We start from the raw sequence: 20537 nt of genomic DNA on the forward strand, positions 1-20537 counted from the left end.
GTTCGAGGAGGCCCGCTAGACATGGCACGGCGATACGACACCAATGACGCGACCGACCGGGTCACCGGTCTGCGCGAGGCCGCGTCCGCTGTCCGCCGTGGCGAGCTGGTGGTCCTCCCCACCGACACCGTGTACGGCATCGGCGCCGACGCCTTCTCCTCCGAGGCCGTCGCCGATCTGCTGGAGGCCAAGGGCCGGGGCCGCAATATGCCCACCCCCGTCCTCATCGGCTCCCCGAACACCCTGCACGGCCTCGTCACCGACTTCTCCGAGCTGGCCTGGGAGCTGGTCGACGCGTTCTGGCCGGGCGCGCTCACCCTGGTCGCCAAGCACCAGCCGTCCCTCCAGTGGGACCTCGGCGACACCCGGGGCACGGTCGCGGTCCGGATGCCGCTGCACCCCGTCGCCATCGAACTGCTCACCGAGGTCGGCCCGATGGCCGTCTCCTCCGCCAACCTCACCGGGCACCCGGCGCCCGAGGACTGCGACGCCGCGCAGCAGATGCTCGGCGACTCGGTCTCGGTCTACCTCGACGGCGGCCGGACCCCCGGCATCGTCCCGTCGTCCATCGTGGACGTCAGCCGCCCGGTGCCGGTGCTGCTGCGCGAGGGCGCGCTCTCGCCCGAGGAGCTGCGCAAGGTCGTACCCGACCTTGAGGTGGCCAATTGACAGCCCCTGACGCGGGGCGTGGCATAGGCAACGGGGAGAGCGCGGCGGAGATCACCACGACATTCGTCGGACTGCCGCGCGACAGTTTCCGCATCCTCCACGTCAGCACCGGCAATGTCTGCCGCTCACCCATCACCGAGCGGCTGACCCGGCATTACGTGAGCCAGCGGCTGGGTGTGCTGGGCGGTGGGCTGATCGTGGAGAGCGCGGGCACCTGGGGCCACGAGGGGGCACCCATGGAGGCCAACGCCGAAGCGGTACTGGCCGACTTCGGCGCGGACGCCTCCGGGTTCACCGGCCGCGAGCTGCTCGACGAGCACGTCATCATGGCCGATCTGGTGCTCACCGCGACCCGTGACCACCGGGCGCAGGTGATCTCCATGGGGCACTCCGCGGGCCTGCGCACCTTCACCCTGAAGGAGTTCACCCGCCTGGTCCGCGCCATCGACCCGGCGACCCTGCCCTCCCTGGAGGAGGGCGTGGTGGTCCGCGCCCGTGCCCTGGTCCGGGCGGCGGCGGCCCTGCGCGGCTGGCTCCTCGCCCCCACCGCGGAGGCGGACGAGGTGTACGACCCGTACGGCGCGCCCCTGCCGTTCTTCCGCTCCATCGGCGACGAGATACACCAGGCGCTGGACCCGGTGGTGACGGCGCTCACGGGGGTGGCGGCGCGCAGGTAGCGGCGCCCCCTCGCCCGCGCGCACCCCTGTGCACCCATGGGGACCCGATCCGCAAGCGGTCCGGTCGGGCCCGGCCTACATTGGACGTACGTCAGTGTCGACGCGCGGAGCGGATCATGACGGTCGTCCATGAGCCAGGGGCGCCGGGGGCGGATGTCCTGCGGCGCCAGGACCCGGAGCTGGCCGAGGTGCTGCTCGCGGAGCTGGCCCGGCAGTCGACGACGCTCCAGCTGAACGCCGCCGAGAACTTCACCTCGCCCGCCGTGCTGGCCGCGCTGGGCTCCCCGCTGGCCAACAAGTACGCGGAGGGCTATCCGGGCGCCCGGTACCACGGCGGCTGTGAGCTGGTGGACGTGGCGGAGCGGATCGCGGTGGACCGGGCGCGGACGCTGTTCGGGGCGGTGCACGCCAATGTGCAGCCGCACTCCGGTTCCGCGGCGGTGCTCGCCGCGTACGCCGCCCTGCTGCGCCCCGGTGACCCGGTGCTCGCCCTCGACCTGGCGCACGGCGGGCATCTCACCCATGGCTCCCCGGCCCATCTGTCCGGACGCTGGTTCGCCTTCACGGGGTACGGGGTCGACCCGGACAGCGGGCTCGTCGACTACGTCGGCGTCCGTGAGCTGGCGCGGGCCCGGCGGCCCCGGGCGATCGTCTGCGGCTCGATCTGCTACCCCCGGCATCTCGACTACGCGCTGTTCCGGGAGATCGCCGACGAGGTGGGCGCCCGGCTGATCGTGGACGCGGCGCATCCGGCCGGGCTGGTGGCCGGGGGAGCGGCGCCGAATCCGGTGCCGTACGCCGATGTGGTGTGTGCCACCACGCACAAGGTGCTGCGCGGGCCGCGCGGCGGGATGGTGCTGTGCGGGGCGGAGCTGGCCGAGCGGGTGGACCGGGCGGTGTTCCCCTGCACCCAGGGCGGGGCGCAGATGCACACCATCGCGGCGAAGGCGGTGGCGTTCGGCGAGGCGGCGGCGCCCGCCTTCACCACCTACGCCCACCAGGTCGTGGCCAACGCTCGGGTGCTGGCCGCCGGGCTGGCCGCGGAGGGCATGACCGTCCTCACCGGCGGCACCGACACCCATCTGATCGCCGTCGACCCGGCGCCGCTGGGCGTCGACGGACGGACCGCGCGGAGCCGGCTGGCCGCCGCCGGGATGGTGCTGGACTGCTGTCCGCTGCCCCGGGGCAACGGCCGCGGGCTGCGGCTGGGCACGGCCGCGGTGACCACGCAGGGGATGGGGGAGCGGGAGATGGCCCGGATCGCCGGGCTGCTGGCCGGCGCGGTGCGGGGCCGCGGCGACGGCGCCCGGACCAGGCAGGACGTACGGGAGCTGGCCGCGGCCTTCCCCCCGTACCCCGGATGCCCGTACCCCGGATGAAGGGGCCGGGGTGCGCCGGGCGGGCGGGAGTCGGATCGGGGGGCGTTCCGGCGGTCGGGTGCACGGGCGGACACCTTCGCGGGGCCTCGTCCGTTATCTCTCTGCACACCGGCACCACCAGACGTGACCACCGTGCACAGCAGAAGGCGACAACTCTGCACAGCGATACGTGCAACCATCGTCGCTACCCGGAAGTCCCCACTCATATGCGTCCCTCGCTAGGGTGTGGGGCTGTGATGGCCAGCGAGACCTGTGGGGAAGCCCGTGCGTGAATACCTGCTGACGCTCTGCATCACGGCCGCGGTGACGTACCTGCTGACAGGGCCGGTACGGAAGTTCGCGATCGTGGCCGGGGCGATGCCGGAGATCCGGGCCCGGGACGTGCACCGGGAACCGACCCCGCGGCTCGGCGGTATCGCCATGTTCTTCGGTCTGTGCGCCGGTCTGCTGGTCGCCGACCACCTCACCAACCTCAACGAGGTCTTCGAGAAGTCCAACGAGCCGCGGGCGCTGCTCAGCGGTGCCGCGCTGATCTGGCTGATCGGTGTCCTGGACGACAAGTTCGAGATCGACGCCCTGATCAAGCTGGGCGGGCAGATGATCGCCGCCGGTGTGATGGTGATGCAGGGTCTGACCATCCTGTGGCTGCCCATCCCGGGCATCGGCACGGTGGCGCTCACCCAGTGGCAGGGCACCCTGCTCACGGTCGCCCTGGTGGTGATCACCATCAACGCGGTGAACTTCGTGGACGGCCTGGACGGCCTCGCGGCGGGCATGGTGTGCATCGCGGCGGCGGCGTTCTTCATGTACGCCTACCGGATCTGGTACTCGTACGGCATCGAGGCGGCGGCCCCGGCGACGCTGTTCGCGGCCGTGCTGATGGGGATGTGCCTGGGCTTCCTGCCGCACAACATGCATCCGGCGCGGATCTTCATGGGCGACTCGGGCTCGATGCTGATCGGTCTGGTGCTGGCGGCCGGCGCGATCTCGGTGACCGGGCAGGTCGACCCGGATGTGATGAACCTGTTCTCCGGCTCGGAGCGCAACACCGTGCACCAGACGGTGCCGGTCTACATCCCGCTGCTGCTGCCGCTCACCATCATCGCCATCCCGGCCGCCGACCTGATCCTGGCGATCGTGCGGCGCACCTGGCGCGGGCAGTCGCCGTTCGCGGCGGACCGGGGGCATCTGCACCACCGGCTGCTGGAGATCGGCCACTCGCACAGCCGGTCCGTGCTGATCATGTACTTCTGGTCGGCGCTGATCGCCTTCGGGGCGCTGACGTACTCCGTGAACTCCGCGTCCATGTGGATCGTGCTCGGTGTGGTGGTACTGAGCGCCCTCGGCCTGGTGCTGCTTCTGCTGCCCCGGTTCACCCCGCGTGCCCCGCGCTGGGCGGAGTCCTTCGTACCGCCGCGCTACCGCCGCCGCGGACCGGTCGACGGGGCCTTGGAGGGGTCCCCTGCGTACGCCGGGGAGGCGGGCGCCGTCCAGGAAGCGGAACCGGACGGGTCGGCCCCGGTACTCGCCCCGGCCGGGGCGGGGACGCCCGGCGGCTCCGGCGTGAACGGCACCAAGGCACGGGTGAACGGGGTCAACGGGGCGACCGCGCTGGGCCCCCGTTCGCGGCTCCTGGATCGGCGCAAAGCCGGGTCGTCGCGCTGACGCCGGAGCTGACGCCGAAGGTAAGAATCTGACTAGAGCATTGCCAATTCATGGGAGAACCGGGCGGTGACGAAGCGCCCTAATACCAGACAAGTCACCGCTCCGCCTGCACAGACGGGCAAGTTCACTCTCATGTGTGACAGTAGGCACAGCGCCAGGTAAAGACCTCATCAAATAGTTTGTGATACCGTTCACGAGAACCCGGGACAGGGCCGAAGGACCGTAGTGCGACGGTCCATTGGCGTGAGTTTCCCGCTCGGCCCGGGGACTACGCTCGTCCATGACGACACCCCAGCCCCCCTGTGAAAAAGCGGAGTTGCCGCCATGCCGTCCAATGACGCCCGGATGCTCATCCACGCCGCCGTTCCCACGGCCGCCGTGGGTGCCGTCGCCGCCGTGGTCAGCGGAGTGATCGCCGGTGGCGAGGGGGCCCTCGGGGCCGGAGTGGCCGCGCTGGTGACGATTCTTTTCATGGGCATCGGACTTCTGGTGCTCCAGCAGACCGCCAGATCGCTTCCGCACCTCTTCCAGGCGATGGGCCTGATGCTCTACGCGGCTCAGATCCTGCTGCTCTTCGTCTTCCTCGCCGCCTTCAAGAACACCACGCTGTTCAATCCGCGCTCCTTCGCGATCACCCTGGTCGCGACCACCCTGGCGTGGATCGGCGCACAGACCTACGCGCACATGAAGTCCAAGATCCTCTATGTCGAACCCGAGTCCTCGACGGCCCCCCGGCCCGAGAAGACGGGCCCCTCGTCGTGAGGGGTAGGGCCGGGATAAGGACGCGTTCGACAAGCTGCTATCGTCCGGTGCCAACTGCGGCACAGCGGGCGCGGGCATTCGAGCTGACGCCTGTACCGACGCGAGGCTCGACGCCGAACCGCCGCCCCCACACCAGAAACACCAGTCCCGTGCCGAACCGCGGCCTCGTGCCGCGCCGACACAACGAGGTTGCCGTACCCATGCGCCACGCTGAAGGAGCCCGCGGTGAGTGCTGACCCGACGCAGGTGCTCGCCTTCGAGACCGACTGCCACATCTTCGCCGACTGTGGTTTCCCGGCTCCCGGCCTGCACTCGTTCCTGTTCGAACCCCTGTGGGGCGACCCGGACAGCAACCTGTACTTCAACAAGCCGATGCTGCTGGCGCTGATCAGCACGATCGTCGTGCTCGGGTTCTTCTGGGCGGCGTTCCGCAAGCCGAAGGTCGTCCCCGGCAAGCTCCAGATGGTCGCCGAGGCGGGCTACGACTTCATCCGCCGCGGCGTGGTCTACGAGACCATCGGAAAGAAGGAGGGCGAGAAGTACGTACCGCTGATCGTCTCGCTCTTCTTCTTCATCTGGATCATGAACCTGTGGTCGATCATCCCGGTCGCCCAGTTCCCGGTCACCTCGATCATCGCCTACCCGGCGGGACTGGCTCTGATCGTCTATGTGCTGTGGGTCTCGCTGACCTTCAAGCGCCACGGTTTCGTGGGGGCGTTCAAGAACTTCACGGGCTACAACAAGGAGCTGGGCGCGGTCCTGCCGCTGGCCATGCTGATCGAGTTCTTCTCGAACCTGCTGGTCCGCCCCTTCACCCACGCGGTCCGACTCTTCGCGAACATGTTCGCCGGGCACACCCTGCTGCTGCTCTTCACCATCGCCACCTGGTACCTGCTCAACGGCATCGGCATCGCCTACGCGGGTGTCTCTTTCATCATGGTCCTGGTGATGACGGTCTTCGAGCTGTTCGTCCAGGCCCTTCAGGCCTATGTGTTCGTCCTCCTGACCTGCACCTTCATCCAGGGCGCGCTCGCCGAGCACCACTGAGCGCGCAGCCCGGCCCCTACCCCCTCCCGAGACGTCCGGTGGCCAACCCCCACCGGTCCGTAAAGAAGAAGGAAGAACTGGCATGTCCCAGACCCTTGCCGCTGTCTCCGGCTCGCTCGGCTCCATCGGTTACGGCCTCGCCGCGATCGGCCCCGGCGTCGGCGTCGGCATCATCTTCGGTAACGGCACCCAGGCCCTGGCCCGTCAGCCCGAGGCGGCCGGCCTGATCCGCGCCAACCAGATCCTCGGCTTCGCCTTCTGTGAGGCGCTCGCGCTGATCGGTCTGGTCATGCCGTTCGTCTACGGCACCTGATCGTTCCGAGACGACCAGCCCACTAGACGAAAGGCACTGACATGAGCCAGCTGCTCATTCTGGCGGCCGAGGGGGAGTTGGAAAACCCGCTCGTTCCGCCGATCCCTGAGCTTGTCATCGGCCTGCTCGCCTTCGTCATCGTCTTCGGCGTCCTCGCCAAGAAGCTCCTCCCGAACATCAACAAGGTTCTGGAGCAGCGCCGCGAGAGCATCGAGGGCGGTATCGAGAAGGCCGAGGCCGCCCAGACCGAGGCCCAGAGCGTCCTGGAGCAGTACAAGGCCCAGCTCGCCGAGGCCCGGCACGAGGCCGCGCGTCTGCGCCAGGAGGCCCAGGAGCAGGGCGCCACACTCATCGCCGAGATGCGGGCCGAGGGCCAGCGTCAGCGCGAGGAGATCGTCGCCGCAGGTCACACGCAGATCGAGGCCGACCGCAAGGCCGCCGCGTCCGCGCTGCGCCAGGACGTCGGCAAGCTCGCCACCGACCTGGCCGGCAAGCTCGTCGGCGAGTCCCTCGAGGACCACGCCCGGCAGAGCCGTGTCATCGACCGCTTCCTCGATGAACTCGAGGAGAAGGCCGAGGCGGCACGATGAACGGGGCGAGCCGCGAGGCCCTGGCCGCCGCACGCGAGCGGCTCGACGCGCTGACGGACGCCACGTCCGTGGACGCCGCCCGGCTCGGCGACGAGCTGGCGGCCGTCACCGCGCTGCTCCACCGCGAGGTCTCGCTGCGTCGGGTCCTGACCGACCCGGCGCAGCCCGGCGACGCCAAGGCCGAGCTGGTCCAGCGCCTGCTCGGCGCCCAGGTCGGCGGCGAGACCGCGGACCTGGTGTCCGGCATGGTCCGCGCCCGCTGGTCGCAGACCCGCGACCTGGTGGACGCGCTGGAGGAACTGGCGGACACCGCCGAGCTGACCGCCGCCCAGCGGCGCGGCACGCTCGACACCGTCGAGGACGAGCTGTTCCGGTTCGGCCGGATCGTCGCCTCCAGCACCGCACTGCGTGCCGCGCTCACCGACCGCAAGGCCACCACCGCCGCCAAGAGCGAGCTGCTGCGCAGCCTCCTCGGCGGCCGGGCGGACACCGTCACCGAGCGACTCGTCACCCGTCTGGTCACCGCGCCGCGTGGACGTAGCCTGGAAGCAGGGCTCGACGCCCTGTCCAAGCTCGCCGCCGACCGCCGCAACCGGATGGTCGCCGTGGTCACCTCGGCGGTTCCGCTGAGCGACCAGCAGAAGCAGCGTCTGGGCCGGGCCCTGGCGGGGCTCTACGGCCGCCAGATGCATCTGAACCTCGACGTCGACCCCGAGGTCGTCGGCGGGATCAGGGTGCAGATCGGTGACGACGTCATCAACGGCTCCCTCGCGGACCGTATCGAGGACGCCGCGCGCCGCCTGGCGGGCTGACCCCCGCCGCAACTGAACAAGCAGAGCAGTACATACGGCCCATGTTGGGCCGTGCAGAGGATTCACCTCTTTCAGGGGGGAGTCCCCATCCCCCCAAGTGAAACTTCGGGCCCAACAAGGAGAGCAGGGAACCCAGATGGCGGAGCTCACGATCCGGCCGGAGGAGATCCGGGACGCACTGGAGAACTTCGTCCAGTCGTACCAGCCGGACGCGGCCTCGCGCGAGGAGGTCGGTACGGTCACCCTTGCCGGCGACGGCATCGCGAAGGTCGAGGGCCTTCCCTCGGCCATGGCCAACGAACTGCTGAAGTTCGAGGACGGCACCCTGGGCCTCGCGCTCAACCTCGAAGAGCGCGAGATCGGTGCCATCGTCCTCGGTGAGTTCAGCGGCATCGAGGAGGGCCAGCCGGTGCAGCGCACCGGTGAGGTGCTGTCCGTCGCCGTCGGCGAGGGCTACCTCGGCCGCGTTGTCGACCCGCTCGGCAACCCGATCGACGGCCTCGGCGAGATCGAGACGTCCGGCCGCCGCGCCCTCGAACTGCAGGCCCCCACGGTCATGCAGCGCAAGTCGGTGCACGAGCCGATGGAGACCGGCTACAAGGCCGTCGACGCGATGACCCCGATCGGCCGCGGCCAGCGCCAGCTGATCATCGGTGACCGTCAGACCGGCAAGACCGCCCTGGCCGTCGACACGATCATCAACCAGCGCGACAACTGGCGCTCCGGCGACCCGAAGAAGCAGGTCCGCTGCGTCTACGTCGCCATCGGCCAGAAGGGCTCCACCATCGCCTCCGTGCGGGGCGCCCTGGAGGACGCCGGCGCGCTGGAGTACACCACCATCGTCGCCGCCCCGGCGTCCGACCCGGCCGGCTTCAAGTACCTGGCGCCCTACACCGGCTCGGCCATCGGCCAGCAGTGGATGTACGAGGGCAAGCACGTCCTCATCATCTTCGACGACCTCTCGAAGCAGGCCGACGCCTACCGCGCCGTCTCCCTGCTGCTGCGCCGCCCGCCGGGCCGTGAGGCGTACCCCGGTGACGTGTTCTACCTGCACTCCCGGCTGCTGGAGCGCTGCGCCAAGCTCTCCGACGACATGGGCGCCGGCTCGATGACCGGTCTGCCGATCGTCGAGACCAAGGCCAACGACGTCTCGGCGTTCATCCCGACCAACGTCATCTCCATCACCGACGGCCAGTGCTTCCTGGAGTCGGACCTGTTCAACGCCGGTCAGCGCCCCGCGCTGAACGTCGGTATCTCCGTCTCCCGCGTCGGTGGTTCCGCCCAGCACAAGGCGATGCGCCAGGTGTCCGGCCGACTGCGCGTGGACCTCGCCCAGTTCCGTGAGCTGGAGGCGTTCGCCGCCTTCGGTTCCGACCTGGACGCCGCGTCCAAGGCGCAGCTGGAGCGGGGGCAGCGGATGGTCGAGCTGCTCAAGCAGCCGCAGTACCAGCCGATGGCCACCGAGGACCAGGTCGTCTCCGTCTGGGCCGGTACCAACGGCAAGATGGACGAGGTGCCGGTCGCCGACATCCGCCGCTTCGAGAAGGAGCTGCTGGAGTACCTGCACCGCTCGGAGCAGGGCCTGATGACCTCCATCAAGGAGGGCGCCAAGATGTCGAACGACACCATCCAGGCGATCGACGACGCCGTCGCCGAGTTCAAGAAGCAGTTCGAGACCTCGGACGGCAGGCTGCTCGGCGAGGACGCCCCGTCCGCCGCCAAGTGACGTAGGGAAGGGACCTGACTCATGGGAGCCCAGCTCCGGGTCTACAAGCGTCGCATCCGTTCCGTCACCGCGACCAAGAAGATCACCAAGGCGATGGAGATGATCGCCGCCTCGCGCGTCGTCAAGGCGCAGCGCAAGGTGGCGGCCTCCACGCCGTACGCGAAGGAACTGACGCGTGCGGTCACGGCGGTGGGCACCGGGTCGAACACCAAGCACCCGCTGACCACTCAGGCCGAGACGGTCACCCGGTCCGCGGTGCTGCTGCTGACCAGCGACCGGGGTCTCGCCGGCGCCTTCAACTCCAACGCCATCAAGGCGGCGGAGCAGCTGACCGCGCGCCTGGAGCGCGAGGGTCGGCAGGTCGACGTCTACATCGTCGGCCGGCGCGGTCTGGCCCACTACCACTTCCGTGAGCGCAAGGTCACGGAGTCGTGGTCGGGCTTCACCGACGAGCCCACGTACGCGGACGCGAAGAAGGTCGCCGTTCCGCTGATCGAGGCCATCGAGCGGGACACGGCGGACGGCGGGGTGGACGAGATCCACATCGTCTTCACCGAGTTCGTCTCGATGATGACGCAGACGGCGGTCGATTCCCGGCTGCTGCCGCTGAGTCTTGAGTCGGCCGCGGAGGAGCCCTCCACCAAGGGCGAGGTCCTTCCGCTGTACGACTTCGAGCCGTCGGCGGAGGACGTCCTCGACGCCCTTCTGCCGCGCTATGTGGAGAGCCGCATCTACAACGCGCTGCTCCAGTCGGCCGCCTCCAAGCACGCCGCCACGCGGCGCGCGATGAAGTCGGCCACCGACAATGCGGGAGACCTCATCACGACGCTCTCCCGACTTGCCAACGCGGCCCGACAGGCCGAAATCACCCAGGAAATCAGCGAGATCGTCGGTGGCACCGCAGCCCTGGCCGACGCGACCGCGGGGAGTGACAGGTAATGACGACGACAGTTGAGACGGCCGTTGCCACGGGCCGCGTCGCCCGGGTCATCGGCCCGGTCGTCGACGTGGAGTTCCCCGTCGACGCCATGCCGGAGATCTACAACGCCCTTCACGTCGAGGTGGCCGACCCGGCCAACGCCGGCGAGCAGAAGACGCTGACCCTGGAGGTCGCCCAGCACCTGGGTGACGGCCTGGTCCGCACCATCTCGATGCAGCCCACCGACGGTCTGGTCCGCCAGGCCCCGGTGACCGACACGGGCACGGGCATCAGCGTCCCCGTCGGCGACTTCACCAAGGGCAAGGTGTTCAACACCCTCGGTGAGGTGCTGAACGTCGACGAGCAGTACGAGGGCGAGCGCTGGTCCATCCACCGCAAGGCCCCCGCGTTCGACCAGCTCGAGTCGAAGACCGAGATGTTCGAGACGGGCCTGAAGGTCGTCGACCTGCTCACCCCGTACGTCAAGGGCGGCAAGATCGGTCTGTTCGGTGGTGCCGGTGTCGGCAAGACCGTGCTGATCCAGGAAATGATCATGCGTGTCGCCAACCTCCACGAGGGCGTCTCCGTCTTCGCGGGCGTCGGTGAGCGCACCCGCGAGGGCAACGACCTCATCGCAGAGATGGAGGAGTCCGGCGTTCTGGACAAGACCGCCCTGGTCTTCGGCCAGATGGACGAGCCCCCGGGCACCCGTCTCCGGGTGGCGCTGGCCGGTCTGACCATGGCGGAGTACTTCCGCGATGTGCAGAAGCAGGACGTGCTGTTCTTCATCGACAACATCTTCCGCTTCACCCAGGCGGGCTCCGAGGTGTCGACCCTGCTCGGCCGGATGCCCTCCGCGGTGGGTTACCAGCCGAACCTGGCCGACGAGATGGGTCAGCTCCAGGAGCGGATCACCTCGACGCGTGGTCACTCGATCACCTCGATGCAGGCGATCTACGTCCCCGCGGACGACCTGACCGACCCGGCCCCGGCCACCACCTTCGCCCACCTCGACGCGACGACGGTGCTCTCCCGTCCGATCTCGGAGAAGGGCATCTACCCGGCCGTGGACCCGCTGGACTCCACGTCCCGGATCCTGGACCCCCGGTACATCGCGCAGGACCACTACGACGCCGCCATGCGCGTCAAGAACATCCTGCAGAAGTACAAGGACCTCCAGGACATCATCGCGATCCTCGGTATCGACGAGCTGGGCGAGGAGGACAAGCTCGTCGTCCACCGTGCCCGTCGCGTGGAGCGCTTCCTGTCCCAGAACACCCACGCCGCCAAGCAGTTCACCGGCGTCGACGGTTCGGACGTCCCGCTGGAGGAGTCGATCTCCGCCTTCAACGCGATCTGCGACGGCGAGTACGACCACTTCCCGGAGCAGGCGTTCTTCATGTGCGGTGGTATCGAGGACCTGAAGAAGAACGCGAAGGAACTGGGCGTCTCCTGACACCGGTTCCCTCGTGAACCCCGCGTGAGCCAAGAGGGGCGGGGCATGCCCGGCCCCTCTTCTCACGCCCCCTAGAATGTGACCTGACACCCGGCACGAAAGGCCGGGTGGTGACCCGAGGAGCCTCCCTTGGCTGAGCTGCATGTCGCGCTGGTCGCGGCCGACCGAGAGGTCTGGTCCGGCGAAGCCACCCTGGTGGTCGCGCGCACCACGTCCGGCGACATCGGCGTCATGCCCGGTCACCAGCCGCTGCTGGGTGTGCTGGAGTCGGGCCCGGTGACCATCCGTACCAGCGAGGGGGGAACGGTCGTCGCCGCGGTGCACGGCGGTTTCATCTCCTTCGCGGACAACAAGCTCTCGCTGCTGGCCGAGATCGCCGAGCTGTCGGACGAGATCGACGTCCAGCGCGCCGAGCGGGCGCTGGACCGGGCGAAGTCGGCGGACGACGCCCTCGCCGGGCGGCGCGCCGCGGTCCGTCTCCAGGCGGCCACCACGCGCTGACCGGGGCACCTCTCGGGCCGACTAAGATCTGGGAGAGCGCCCGCGCCAATGATGTCACTCAGCCGCGGCTGGGACCGGAGCGATCCGGTGCCGGTCGCGGCTGAGGCAGATATGGAAGTTTTTTCCGTTCCGTTACCTGCGAAGGTACCTAGGAGACGAGGAGGTCGGTGCCGATGGTCCTCGCTCTGACTGTGTGCGGAATCGTCGTCGCCCTTGTGGTGATCGGCCTGTTCGTCTTCGGGCTGCGCCGCCGGCTGATCCAGCGGTCCGGAGGCACCTTCGACTGTTCGCTGCGCTGGGGGGTCCCGGAGTCCGGCGACACCAGCGGCAAGGGCTGGGCGTACGGCATCGCCCGCTACAACGGTGACCGGATCGAGTGGTTCAGGGTCTTCTCCTACGCCCCGCGTCCGCGCCGGGTCCTTGAGCGCGCCTCGATCGAGGTCGCCGGGCGCCGGCTGCCGGAGGGCGAGGAGGAACTCGCGCTGCTGTCCGACGCGGTGATCCTCACCTGTCTGCATCAGGGGACGCGTCTGGAGCTGGCCATGAGCGAGGACGCGCTGACCGGGTTTCTCGCCTGGCTCGAGGCGGCCCCACCCGGACAGCGGGTGAACGTGGCGTAGCCGCGTTCACCCGCTGGGTGGGGGTCCCCTCCGGACGAGGCCCGGGGGAGCGCCGATGGTGCTGTGTGGTGCTCAGGTGCTGTTACTTCAGACCGTTGCTGATCGCGGTCACCAGTTCGCCGTCGGCCGTGTCGCCGCTCAGCTCCCAGAAGAACGCGCCGCCTAGGCCCTGGCTCTTGGCCCAGCTCATCTTGCCCGCGATGGTCGCCGGGGTGTCGTAGGACCACCAGTTGTTGCCGCAGTGGGCGTATGCCGTGCCGCCGACCGTGCCGGTGGGCGGACAGGTGGTCTTGAGGATCTTGTAGTCCTGGTTGCCCGGTTCGATGCCGGTCGCCGGTCCGGTGGCGGTGCCGCCGGGGGCGGACTGGCTGACGCCGGTCCAGCCTCGGCCGTAGAAGCCGATGCCGAGCAGGAGCTTGTTCGCCGGGACGCCCTGTGCCTTCAGCTTGGCGATCGCCTCGGAGGAGGAGAAGCCGGCCTGCGGGATACCCGGGTACGGGTGCAGCGGGGAGTGCGGGGCCGTCGGACCCTGCGCCGCCCAGGCGCCGAAGAAGTCGTACGTCATGACGTTGAGCCAGTTGTAGTACGGCGCGGCGCCCGCGTAGTCCGCCTTGTCGATCTTGCCGCCGGGGGAGGCGTCGGCGGTGATGGCGGCGGTGACCAGGTTGTTGGCGCCGAACTTGGCGCGCATGGCCTGCATCATGTTCTTGAAGGCCGCCGGGCCGGAGGTGTCACAGGTCAGGCCGCAGGCGTTCGGGTACTCCCAGTCCAGGTCGATGCCGTCGAAGACATCGGCCCAGCGCGGGTCCTCGACCAGGTTGTAGCAGGACTCGGCGAACGCGGTCGGGTTCTGCACGGCCTGGGTGAAGCCGCCGGACCAGGTCCAGCCGCCGAACGACCACAGGATCTTCAGGTGCGGGTACTTGGCCTTCAGCTGGCGCAGCTGGTTGAAGTTGCCCCGCAGCGGCTGGTCCCAGGTGTCGGCGACACCGGACACGGACTGGTCGGCCGTGTAGGACTTCTCGATGGCCGCGTAGGAGTCGCCCATCGTGCACTTGCCACCCTGGACATTGCCGAAGGAGTAGTTGATGTGCGTCATCTTGGCCGCGGAGCCCGAGGTGACCAGGTTCTTGGCGTGGTAGTTGCGGGCGTAGACGCCCCACTCGGCGAAGTAGCCGAGGTTGGTCTTGCCGGGCGGCGGGGGCGGGTCACCGCCCGTGGTGCGGACCGAGGTCGCGCCGCTGACCGGTCCGGTCTGGTCGGCGGTGTCGCGGGCCTGGATCGTGTACGAGTAGTCCGTCCCGGCGGTGAGCCCGGAGTCGGTGTAGGTGGTGCCGGTGACGGTGCCGACCACCGTGGAGCCGCGCAGGACGTCGTAGTTCTTGACGCCCTTGTCGTCGGTGGCGGCGGCCCAGTCCAGCTTCACCGAGGTGTTGGTGACGTTGGAGGTGGTGGGCGTGCCGGGGGCGGTCGGAGGGTTGTCCCCCGGGACCGTGGTTCCGTCGCAGTTGCCGCCGTTGAGCTTGCAGTTGGACGGGGCGCCGGGGCCGGTGCCGTTGAAGCCGAAGGTGACCGTGGCGCCGGGGGCGAGGGTGCCGTTCCAGCTCAGGTTCTTGGCGGTCCAGTGGTCGCCGGTGTTGGTGATGGTGGCGTCCCAGCCGGAGCTGACCCGGGTGCCGGTGGGGAAGTCCCACTCGACGGTCCAGGAGCTGATGGTGGTGGTGCCGGTGTTCTTGACCGTCCAGCGGCCTTCGAAGCCGTTGCCCCAGTCCGAGGGCTTGGTGAAGGTGGCGGTGGCCGATGTGGCGGCCGAGGCGGGCGAGGCGAGCCCCACCATGGTCGCCAGCGGGAGCAGCAGGGTCGCGAGCCCGGCCACTGCTCTGTGTCTGAAGCGCATTGCGGAGCGCCTCCTATGGGGAGTTGTCAGGGGTGTCACCACGCCTTGCCATGGGCATGGCGTAGTGACGCGAGAATAGAAAGGTCTGGACCACCGGTCAATAGGTCTGGACCATTGCCCAAGGGTGTTCTGTAAGTGACGAGGGGGGTACGCGGCCGGGCTTGAGGCGCCTGCGAGCCGCTCCGGCCCTAGATCCCCAACTCCTGGGCGAGCACCGCCGCTTGCACCCGGTTGCGCAGCTCCAGCTTGCCCAGCAAGCGGCTGACGTGCGTCTTCACCGTCGCCTCCGCCATGTCGAGCCGGGTCGCGATCTCTGCGTTGGACAGCCCCGAGCCGAGACACGACAGCACCTCGCGCTCACGCCGGGTCAGCGTGTCCAGAACGGCCGGATCGGCACCCGGCCGCTTCACCGGCTTCGCCGCGAACTCGGCGATCAGCCGCCGGGTCACGGCCGGTGCGATCAGTCCCTCGCCGCGCGCCACCGTACGGACCGCCTCCAGCAGATCCCGGGCGTCGGTGTTCTTCAGCAGAAACCCCGAGGCGCCCGCGCGCAGCGCGCCGAACACATACTCGTCCAGGTCGAAGGTGGTCAGTACGAGTACGTCCGCGATGCCCTCCGCGACCACCAGCCGGGTCGCCGACACCCCGTCGAGCCGGGGCATCTGAATGTCCATCAGCACCAGATCCGGGCGCAGCTCCCGCGCCAGCGCCACGGCCTGCTCACCGTCGGCGGCCTCACCGACCACCTCGATATCGGGCGCGCTGCGCAGAATGAGCACCAGCCCGGCCCGCACGGCGGACTGGTCCTCGGCGACGAGCACGCGGATCATTCGACTTCTCCTTCGGCGACGGGCAGACAGGCCCGGACGACCCAGACCTTGCCGGGGGGCGGGGCGGTGGGGGGTCGGGGGGTTCCGGGAGTCCGGGGGGCGTGCGGGGAGGGGGTGGGGTGGGGGGCCGTCTCTGAACGTCCGGGGCGTTCGGGGTGGCCGGGGCGGTCAGGGCTGGCGGGGCGTCCGGGGCGGCCAGGGCTGGCGGGGCGTCCGGGATGTCCGGGGCTGGCAGGGTGGCCGGGGCTAGAGGGGCTAGAGGGGCTAGAGGGGCTAGAGGGGCTTCCGGGGCTGGCAGGGCTGGAGGGGCGGCCGGGGTCGGCGGCGTGGCCCGGAGCGCCCGGTCCACCGAGGCTGCCGGGCTCTCCGGACTCCTCGGAGCCCCCGAGGCCCCCCGGCTTCCCGGAACTCCCCGGGCCCGCGGCGCTCTCCGAGCCGGCCGGGCCCGACATCGCCCCCGCCTCCTCAGTCCTTTCCCGACCCCTCACACCCTCCGATCCCTCTGGCCCCTCCGCCCTCTTCCATCCCCCCGACCTCTCCGCCGCCTCCCGCCCTCTCGCCCCCTGCGCATCCTCCGCCCCCTCCCCTCCCCCCGCGTCCTCCGGCCCCGCCTCGAACGTCCCGTGCAGCAGCGTCGCTCGTTCCCGCATCCCCACCAACCCGGCCCCCGAACCCGGCGCCCGCGGGCCGTCCCGGTCGCCGTACGGACTGCTCACGGTGGTGCACAGGCAGCCGCCCCGGCGGAACACGGCGACCGTGACCCGTCCCGGACCCGCGTGCTTGAGCGCGTTGGTCAGCGACTCCTGCACGATCCGGTACGCGGCCATCCCGACCGGCGCCGGGAGCCCCTCCCCGTAGTCCGCGTCCAGGGTGACGTCCAGACCGTTGGCGCGGGCGGTCGCCACCAGCGCGTCGAGCCCGTCCAGGGTGGGCGCGGCGGCGGGCTCCCGGTCACCGCTGTCGTCGCGCAGGATGCCGATCAGCCGGCGCATCTCCGCGAGGCCCGCCACGCTGTTCTCCCGGATCACCGCCATCGCCTCCCGGGAGGTCCGGGCGTCGTCGAGGGAGAGCGCGGCGCTGGAGTGGATGGCGATGGCGGAGAGATGGTTGGCGACCATGTCGTGCAGCTCCCGGGCCATCCGGGCGCGCTCGGCGGTCACCGCCTGCGTCCGGTCGATCTCGGCCAGCAGCGCGGTCTGCTCGGCCCGCAGCCGGGCGGCCTCCGCGGCCTCACGGTGGTTGCGCACGATCAGGCCGGTACTGGCGGGACCAAAGGCGACGATGCCGGTGACCACGCCGATCAGCAGCGCCTCCGGCGTCCGCCACAGCGCGAACGGCACGATGGTGGCCAGCACCGACAGCATGCCGGTGACCCAGGGGATACGCCGGGCGGCGGAGGGTGTGCCGTACAGCACGGCCGCGTACATCACATCCGTGAACATCACGAGGGTGGCCAGGCTGCCCTGGGTGAGCTGGTCCAGGACCAGCGCGACGGTCGCGACCGGCAGCGCCACGGCGGGCGCGGTCCGGCGCAGCAGTTCGCAGCCCGCCATCACGACCAGCGGCACCAGCAGCGGCCAGGGTCCCTCGAAGAGCACGCCCGCACCGCCCCGGGGCCGCAGCCCGAGCCCGAGCGCCGCCAGCACGACCCCGCCGATCAGCCCGCCCAGCGCGATGCGCACATCGAACGGGTGCGGGCGGGGCAGACGGGACGGTCGGGCGGCCATGCCCCCATCCAACACGGCCGGACCGCGGGACGCCTGATGCCGGGGAAGGGTCCCGGACTGCATCTTTCGATGTACCGGCACGTCCTCACCGGCGACGACGTATCGGGCCGGGGCCGACGGGAGCCTGGGAGGGTGGACGAAGGGAGCACTCCGTGATCGTCGCCCTGATCATCGCCTGCGAGGTGGGGTTCTGGGTCCTGCTGGCCCTGGGGCTGGCCGCCCGCTATCTGCTGAAGTGGCAGCGCACCAGCGTGGTCCTGCTGCTGTGCGAGCCACTGCTGGAGGTCGTGCTGTTCGTGGTGACGGCGATCGATCTACGCAGCGGCGCCGAGCCGAGCTGGACACACGGCCTCGCGGCGATCTACATCGGCTTCACCGTCGCGTACGGCCACTACACGATCACGTGGCTCGACGGTCACGCCGCCCACCGCTTCGGCGGTGCCCCGCGCCCACCGGGCCCCCCGCGCTACGGCCTGGCCCGCGCCGCCCACGAGGGCCGCCTGTGGCTCCGTACGGTCGTCGCGGCGGCGGTCGCCTGCGCCCTGCTCCAGGCCGCGATCTGGTACGTGGGCGACGGCGGCGACACGTCATCCCTGACCAGCACCCAGGGCGCCGCCCTGAGGGCGGTAGCCATCCACGGCCTCATAGCCCTCACCTACGCCATCTGGCCCAAGAAGGCCCCCGTGGAAGAGAAACAGCTAGAGCAACGCCCTTGAGGGGCGCTGGGGGTACCCCCTCTGGGGGAGGAACTGCGCGATCAACCACACACAACCCGCACTCGCCCCCGACCGGAGGGGATCGTCACCGCTCCCCACCCGGCACCCACAACACATCCCCATGCCCCCGATTCGCCACCCGAGCCAGAATGAACAGCAGGTCGGACAACCGGTTCAGATAGGTCGCCGTCAGCGGATTCATAGAAGACCCGTGCACCTCAAGCGCCGCCCACGTAGCCCGCTCACCCCGCCGCACGACCGTACAAGCCTGGTGCAGCAGCGCAGCGCCCCCCGTGCCGCCGGGCAGGATGAACGACCGCAGCTTCTCCACCCGCTCGTTGAAGCGGTCGCAGTCCGCCTCCAGCCGGTCGATGTAGAACTGCTCGACCCGCAGCGGCGGGAACTCCGGCTTCTCCACCACCGGCGTCGACAGATCCGCGCCCACGTCGAACAGGTCGTTCTGGACCCGGGTGAGGACCGCGGCGATGTCCTCGTCGAGCCCGCCGAGCGCCAGCGCCGTACCGATCGCCGCGTTCGCCTCGTTGGCGTCGGCGTAGGCGGCGATCCGCAGATCGGTCTTCGGGACCCGGCTCATGTCGCCCAGGTTCGTGGTGCCCTTGTCCCCGGTCCTGGTATAGATACGCGTCAGATTGACCATGGGTCCAGCGTAGTTACTCCCCCCGGTGTGATGTCCGTCATGTGAGACGTGACGCGCGTTACTAAGCGGTCACACAGCGCCCCGGGCCCGCTAAGGTCCGGCCAGGGACACAACGACAGCGCGTATCAGGGGAGTCGCACAGTGGCACGCAAGCTCGCCGTCATCGGGGCCGGCCTCATGGGTTCCGGCATCGCCCAGGTCTCCGCGCGGGCGGGCTGGGACGTCGTTCTGCGCGATGTCACCGACGAGGCGCTGCGCCACGGCACCGACGCGATCGAGGCGTCGTTCGCGAAGTCCGTGTCCAAGGGCAGGCTGGCGGCGTCCGACGTCGACGCCGCGCTCGCCCGGATCACCACGACCACCGACCTCGACGCCGCCGCGGATGCGGATGTCGTCGTGGAGGCCGTGTTCGAGCAGCTCGATGTGAAGCACGAGATCTTCCAGGCCCTGGACAAACTGGTGAAGGACGACGCGATCCTCGCGTCCAACACCTCCGCCATCCCGATCACCAAGATCGCGGCGGTCACCCGGCGCCCCGAGCGGGTGGTCGGCGTCCACTTCTTCTCGCCGGTGCCGGTGATGCAGCTGTGCGAGCTGGTGCGCGGCTACAAGACCAGCGACGAAACCCTTGCCCGCGCGCGGGAGTTCGCCGAGTCCACCGGCAAGACCTGCATCGTCGTCAACCGGGACGTGGCCGGGTTCGTCACCACCCGGCTGATCTCGGCCCTGGTGGTCGAGGCCACCAAGCTCTACGAGTCCGGGGTCGCCTCCGCCGAGGACATCGACCTGGCCTGCCGGCTGGGCTTCGGCCACGCCATGGGTCCGCTCGCCACGGCCGACCTGACCGGCGTCGACATCCTGCTGCACGCCACCGGCAACATCTACACCGAGACCCAGGACGAGAAGTTCGCCCCGCCGGAGCTGATGCGCCGGATGGTGGACGCCGGTGACATCGGGCGCAAGAGCGGGCAGGGCTTCTACAGCCACTGAGCCCGTACATGCGGCCGATCAGCCGCACACACCCCGTGGGCATCACACCTCGGGGTGAATTCGGTATCGGTTCGCTTACAGACGGCAACCTGGGGGCGCTCGACGCCGTCAGACGTTGCGTCGACGGACATGTCCACCCGGAGCACCACGAACGCAGTACGGGGAGCGCATATGTACATCAGGGGCGACCACGTCGAGCTGGTCGTCGGGGGCCGCCTCGACGTCCGCAGCGCGGCGGACGCCCGTACGGCCCTGCACACGGCGGTCGACGACGGCGTCGGCGATCTGATCCTGGACCTGTCCGAGCTGGACTCCTGGGACGCCACCGGACTGGGCGTGATCATGGGTGCGCATCGGCGGGCCGGCCGCTGCGGTCGCCGGCTGGTGCTGCGCGGGGTGCCGCCGCAGATGCAGCGCCTGCTGGTCGCCACCCGGCTGCACCGCATCCTGGCCATCGAGGGCGGCATCGGCGTGGAGTCCCTGCCCCGGGTGTGACCCTGGTCGCGCCGCGCCGCGCCGCGAACCGTGGCCGACCCGGGAGTGAACGGGGTCCCGACGGGGCGTGCGCGAGCTGGGGAAATCC

Annotated in this window: 20 protein-coding genes and 1 pseudogene; 17 read left to right on the forward strand and 4 right to left on the reverse strand. The window is 69.9% G+C overall.

The window, feature by feature from the left end; all coding sequences use genetic code 11:
- Positions 1 to 21 precede the first annotated feature (21 nt).
- The 14 genes from AB0D49_RS14960 (at position 22) to AB0D49_RS15025 (ending at position 13136) form a co-directional block, all read left to right on the forward strand.
- Positions 22 to 669: an L-threonylcarbamoyladenylate synthase gene (locus AB0D49_RS14960; protein WP_362756628.1), complete on the forward strand. Its 648-nt coding sequence runs from the start codon at positions 22 to 24 to the stop codon at positions 667 to 669.
- A complete protein-coding gene (locus tag AB0D49_RS14965) occupies positions 666 to 1346 on the forward strand; it encodes a protein-tyrosine-phosphatase (protein ID WP_362756632.1) in 681 nt (226 codons plus the stop codon). The genes AB0D49_RS14960 and AB0D49_RS14965 overlap by 4 nt, the downstream gene beginning before the upstream one ends.
- 116 nt (positions 1347 to 1462) lie before the next feature.
- A complete protein-coding gene (gene glyA / locus AB0D49_RS14970) occupies positions 1463 to 2725 on the forward strand; it encodes a serine hydroxymethyltransferase (protein ID WP_362756635.1) in 1263 nt (420 codons plus the stop codon).
- Between the two features lie 264 nt (positions 2726 to 2989).
- Positions 2990 to 4390 (forward strand): MraY family glycosyltransferase, encoded by a 1401-nt coding sequence (locus tag AB0D49_RS14975; RefSeq protein ID WP_362756638.1) that lies wholly within the window; start codon positions 2990 to 2992, stop codon positions 4388 to 4390.
- 324 nt (positions 4391 to 4714) lie between these two features.
- Positions 4715 to 5152 carry a hypothetical protein gene (locus AB0D49_RS14980; RefSeq protein ID WP_362756641.1) on the forward strand — a complete coding sequence of 146 codons (438 nt, stop codon included), beginning with the start codon at positions 4715 to 4717 and terminating at the stop codon, positions 5150 to 5152.
- Positions 5153 to 5362: 210 nt separating this feature from the next.
- A complete protein-coding gene (atpB, locus tag AB0D49_RS14985) occupies positions 5363 to 6199 on the forward strand; it encodes a F0F1 ATP synthase subunit A (protein ID WP_362756926.1) in 837 nt (278 codons plus the stop codon).
- Positions 6200 to 6281: 82 nt separating this feature from the next.
- The gene (gene atpE / locus AB0D49_RS14990; RefSeq protein WP_028804225.1) at positions 6282 to 6512 is read left to right on the forward strand and encodes an ATP synthase F0 subunit C; all 231 of its coding nucleotides are present in this window, start codon (positions 6282 to 6284) and stop codon (positions 6510 to 6512) included.
- 41 nt (positions 6513 to 6553) lie between these two features.
- Positions 6554 to 7102: a F0F1 ATP synthase subunit B gene (locus AB0D49_RS14995; protein WP_362756645.1), complete on the forward strand. Its 549-nt coding sequence runs from the start codon at positions 6554 to 6556 to the stop codon at positions 7100 to 7102.
- Positions 7099 to 7914: a F0F1 ATP synthase subunit delta gene (locus AB0D49_RS15000; protein ID WP_362756648.1), complete on the forward strand. Its 816-nt coding sequence runs from the start codon at positions 7099 to 7101 to the stop codon at positions 7912 to 7914. The genes AB0D49_RS14995 and AB0D49_RS15000 overlap by 4 nt, the downstream gene beginning before the upstream one ends.
- 136 nt (positions 7915 to 8050) lie before the next feature.
- The gene (atpA, locus tag AB0D49_RS15005; protein WP_362756651.1) at positions 8051 to 9640 is read left to right on the forward strand and encodes a F0F1 ATP synthase subunit alpha; all 1590 of its coding nucleotides are present in this window, start codon (positions 8051 to 8053) and stop codon (positions 9638 to 9640) included.
- 21 nt (positions 9641 to 9661) lie between these two features.
- Positions 9662 to 10579, forward strand: coding sequence for a F0F1 ATP synthase subunit gamma (locus tag AB0D49_RS15010; RefSeq protein WP_362756654.1), 918 nt, complete (start codon positions 9662 to 9664; stop codon positions 10577 to 10579).
- Positions 10579 to 12015 carry a F0F1 ATP synthase subunit beta gene (gene atpD / locus AB0D49_RS15015; protein WP_362756657.1) on the forward strand — a complete coding sequence of 479 codons (1437 nt, stop codon included), beginning with the start codon at positions 10579 to 10581 and terminating at the stop codon, positions 12013 to 12015. Before AB0D49_RS15010 ends, atpD begins: the two co-directional genes overlap by 1 nt.
- A gap of 129 nt (positions 12016 to 12144) precedes the next feature.
- Complete coding sequence (locus tag AB0D49_RS15020; RefSeq protein ID WP_362756660.1) at positions 12145 to 12516, forward strand: F0F1 ATP synthase subunit epsilon; 372 nt, start codon at positions 12145 to 12147, stop codon at positions 12514 to 12516.
- Between the two features lie 173 nt (positions 12517 to 12689).
- Complete coding sequence (locus AB0D49_RS15025) at positions 12690 to 13136, forward strand: DUF2550 domain-containing protein (protein WP_362756663.1); 447 nt, start codon at positions 12690 to 12692, stop codon at positions 13134 to 13136.
- Between the two features lie 82 nt (positions 13137 to 13218).
- Here the strand turns inward: AB0D49_RS15025 and AB0D49_RS15030 are convergent, their stop codons facing one another.
- The 3 genes and pseudogenes from AB0D49_RS15030 to AB0D49_RS15040 form a co-directional block, all read right to left on the reverse strand.
- On the reverse strand, positions 13219 to 15033 hold the full coding sequence (locus tag AB0D49_RS15030; RefSeq protein WP_362756666.1) for a glycoside hydrolase family 18 chitinase: 1815 nt from the start codon (positions 15031 to 15033) through the stop codon (positions 13219 to 13221).
- 188 nt (positions 15034 to 15221) lie between these two features.
- Positions 15222 to 15863 (reverse strand): response regulator transcription factor, encoded by a 642-nt coding sequence (locus AB0D49_RS15035; protein ID WP_362756669.1) that lies wholly within the window; start codon positions 15861 to 15863, stop codon positions 15222 to 15224.
- Between the two features lie 599 nt (positions 15864 to 16462).
- Positions 16463 to 17590: pseudogene (locus AB0D49_RS15040) on the reverse strand (histidine kinase); the annotation flags it as partial.
- A 152-nt stretch (positions 17591 to 17742) separates the two neighbouring features.
- Here AB0D49_RS15040 and AB0D49_RS15045 point away from each other — a divergent pair.
- Complete coding sequence (locus AB0D49_RS15045; protein ID WP_362756672.1) at positions 17743 to 18306, forward strand: hypothetical protein; 564 nt, start codon at positions 17743 to 17745, stop codon at positions 18304 to 18306.
- Positions 18307 to 18391: 85 nt separating this feature from the next.
- Here AB0D49_RS15045 and AB0D49_RS15050 read toward each other — a convergent pair whose 3' ends face one another.
- The gene (locus tag AB0D49_RS15050; RefSeq protein ID WP_362756675.1) at positions 18392 to 18964 is read right to left on the reverse strand and encodes a cob(I)yrinic acid a,c-diamide adenosyltransferase; all 573 of its coding nucleotides are present in this window, start codon (positions 18962 to 18964) and stop codon (positions 18392 to 18394) included.
- Positions 18965 to 19105: 141 nt separating this feature from the next.
- Between AB0D49_RS15050 and AB0D49_RS15055 the strand changes: the two genes are divergently transcribed.
- Together AB0D49_RS15055 and AB0D49_RS15060 are read left to right on the forward strand one after the other, a co-directional pair.
- Positions 19106 to 19954, forward strand: a complete 849-nt coding sequence (locus tag AB0D49_RS15055; RefSeq protein ID WP_362756678.1) for a 3-hydroxyacyl-CoA dehydrogenase family protein — start codon at positions 19106 to 19108, stop codon at positions 19952 to 19954.
- A 171-nt stretch (positions 19955 to 20125) separates the two neighbouring features.
- Complete coding sequence (locus tag AB0D49_RS15060; protein ID WP_362756681.1) at positions 20126 to 20449, forward strand: STAS domain-containing protein; 324 nt, start codon at positions 20126 to 20128, stop codon at positions 20447 to 20449.
- The last annotated feature ends 88 nt before the right edge of the window (positions 20450 to 20537 follow it).

Source organism: Streptomyces sp. NPDC048290 (assembly GCF_040652095.1).
GTDB lineage: Bacteria > Actinomycetota > Actinomycetes > Streptomycetales > Streptomycetaceae > Streptomyces.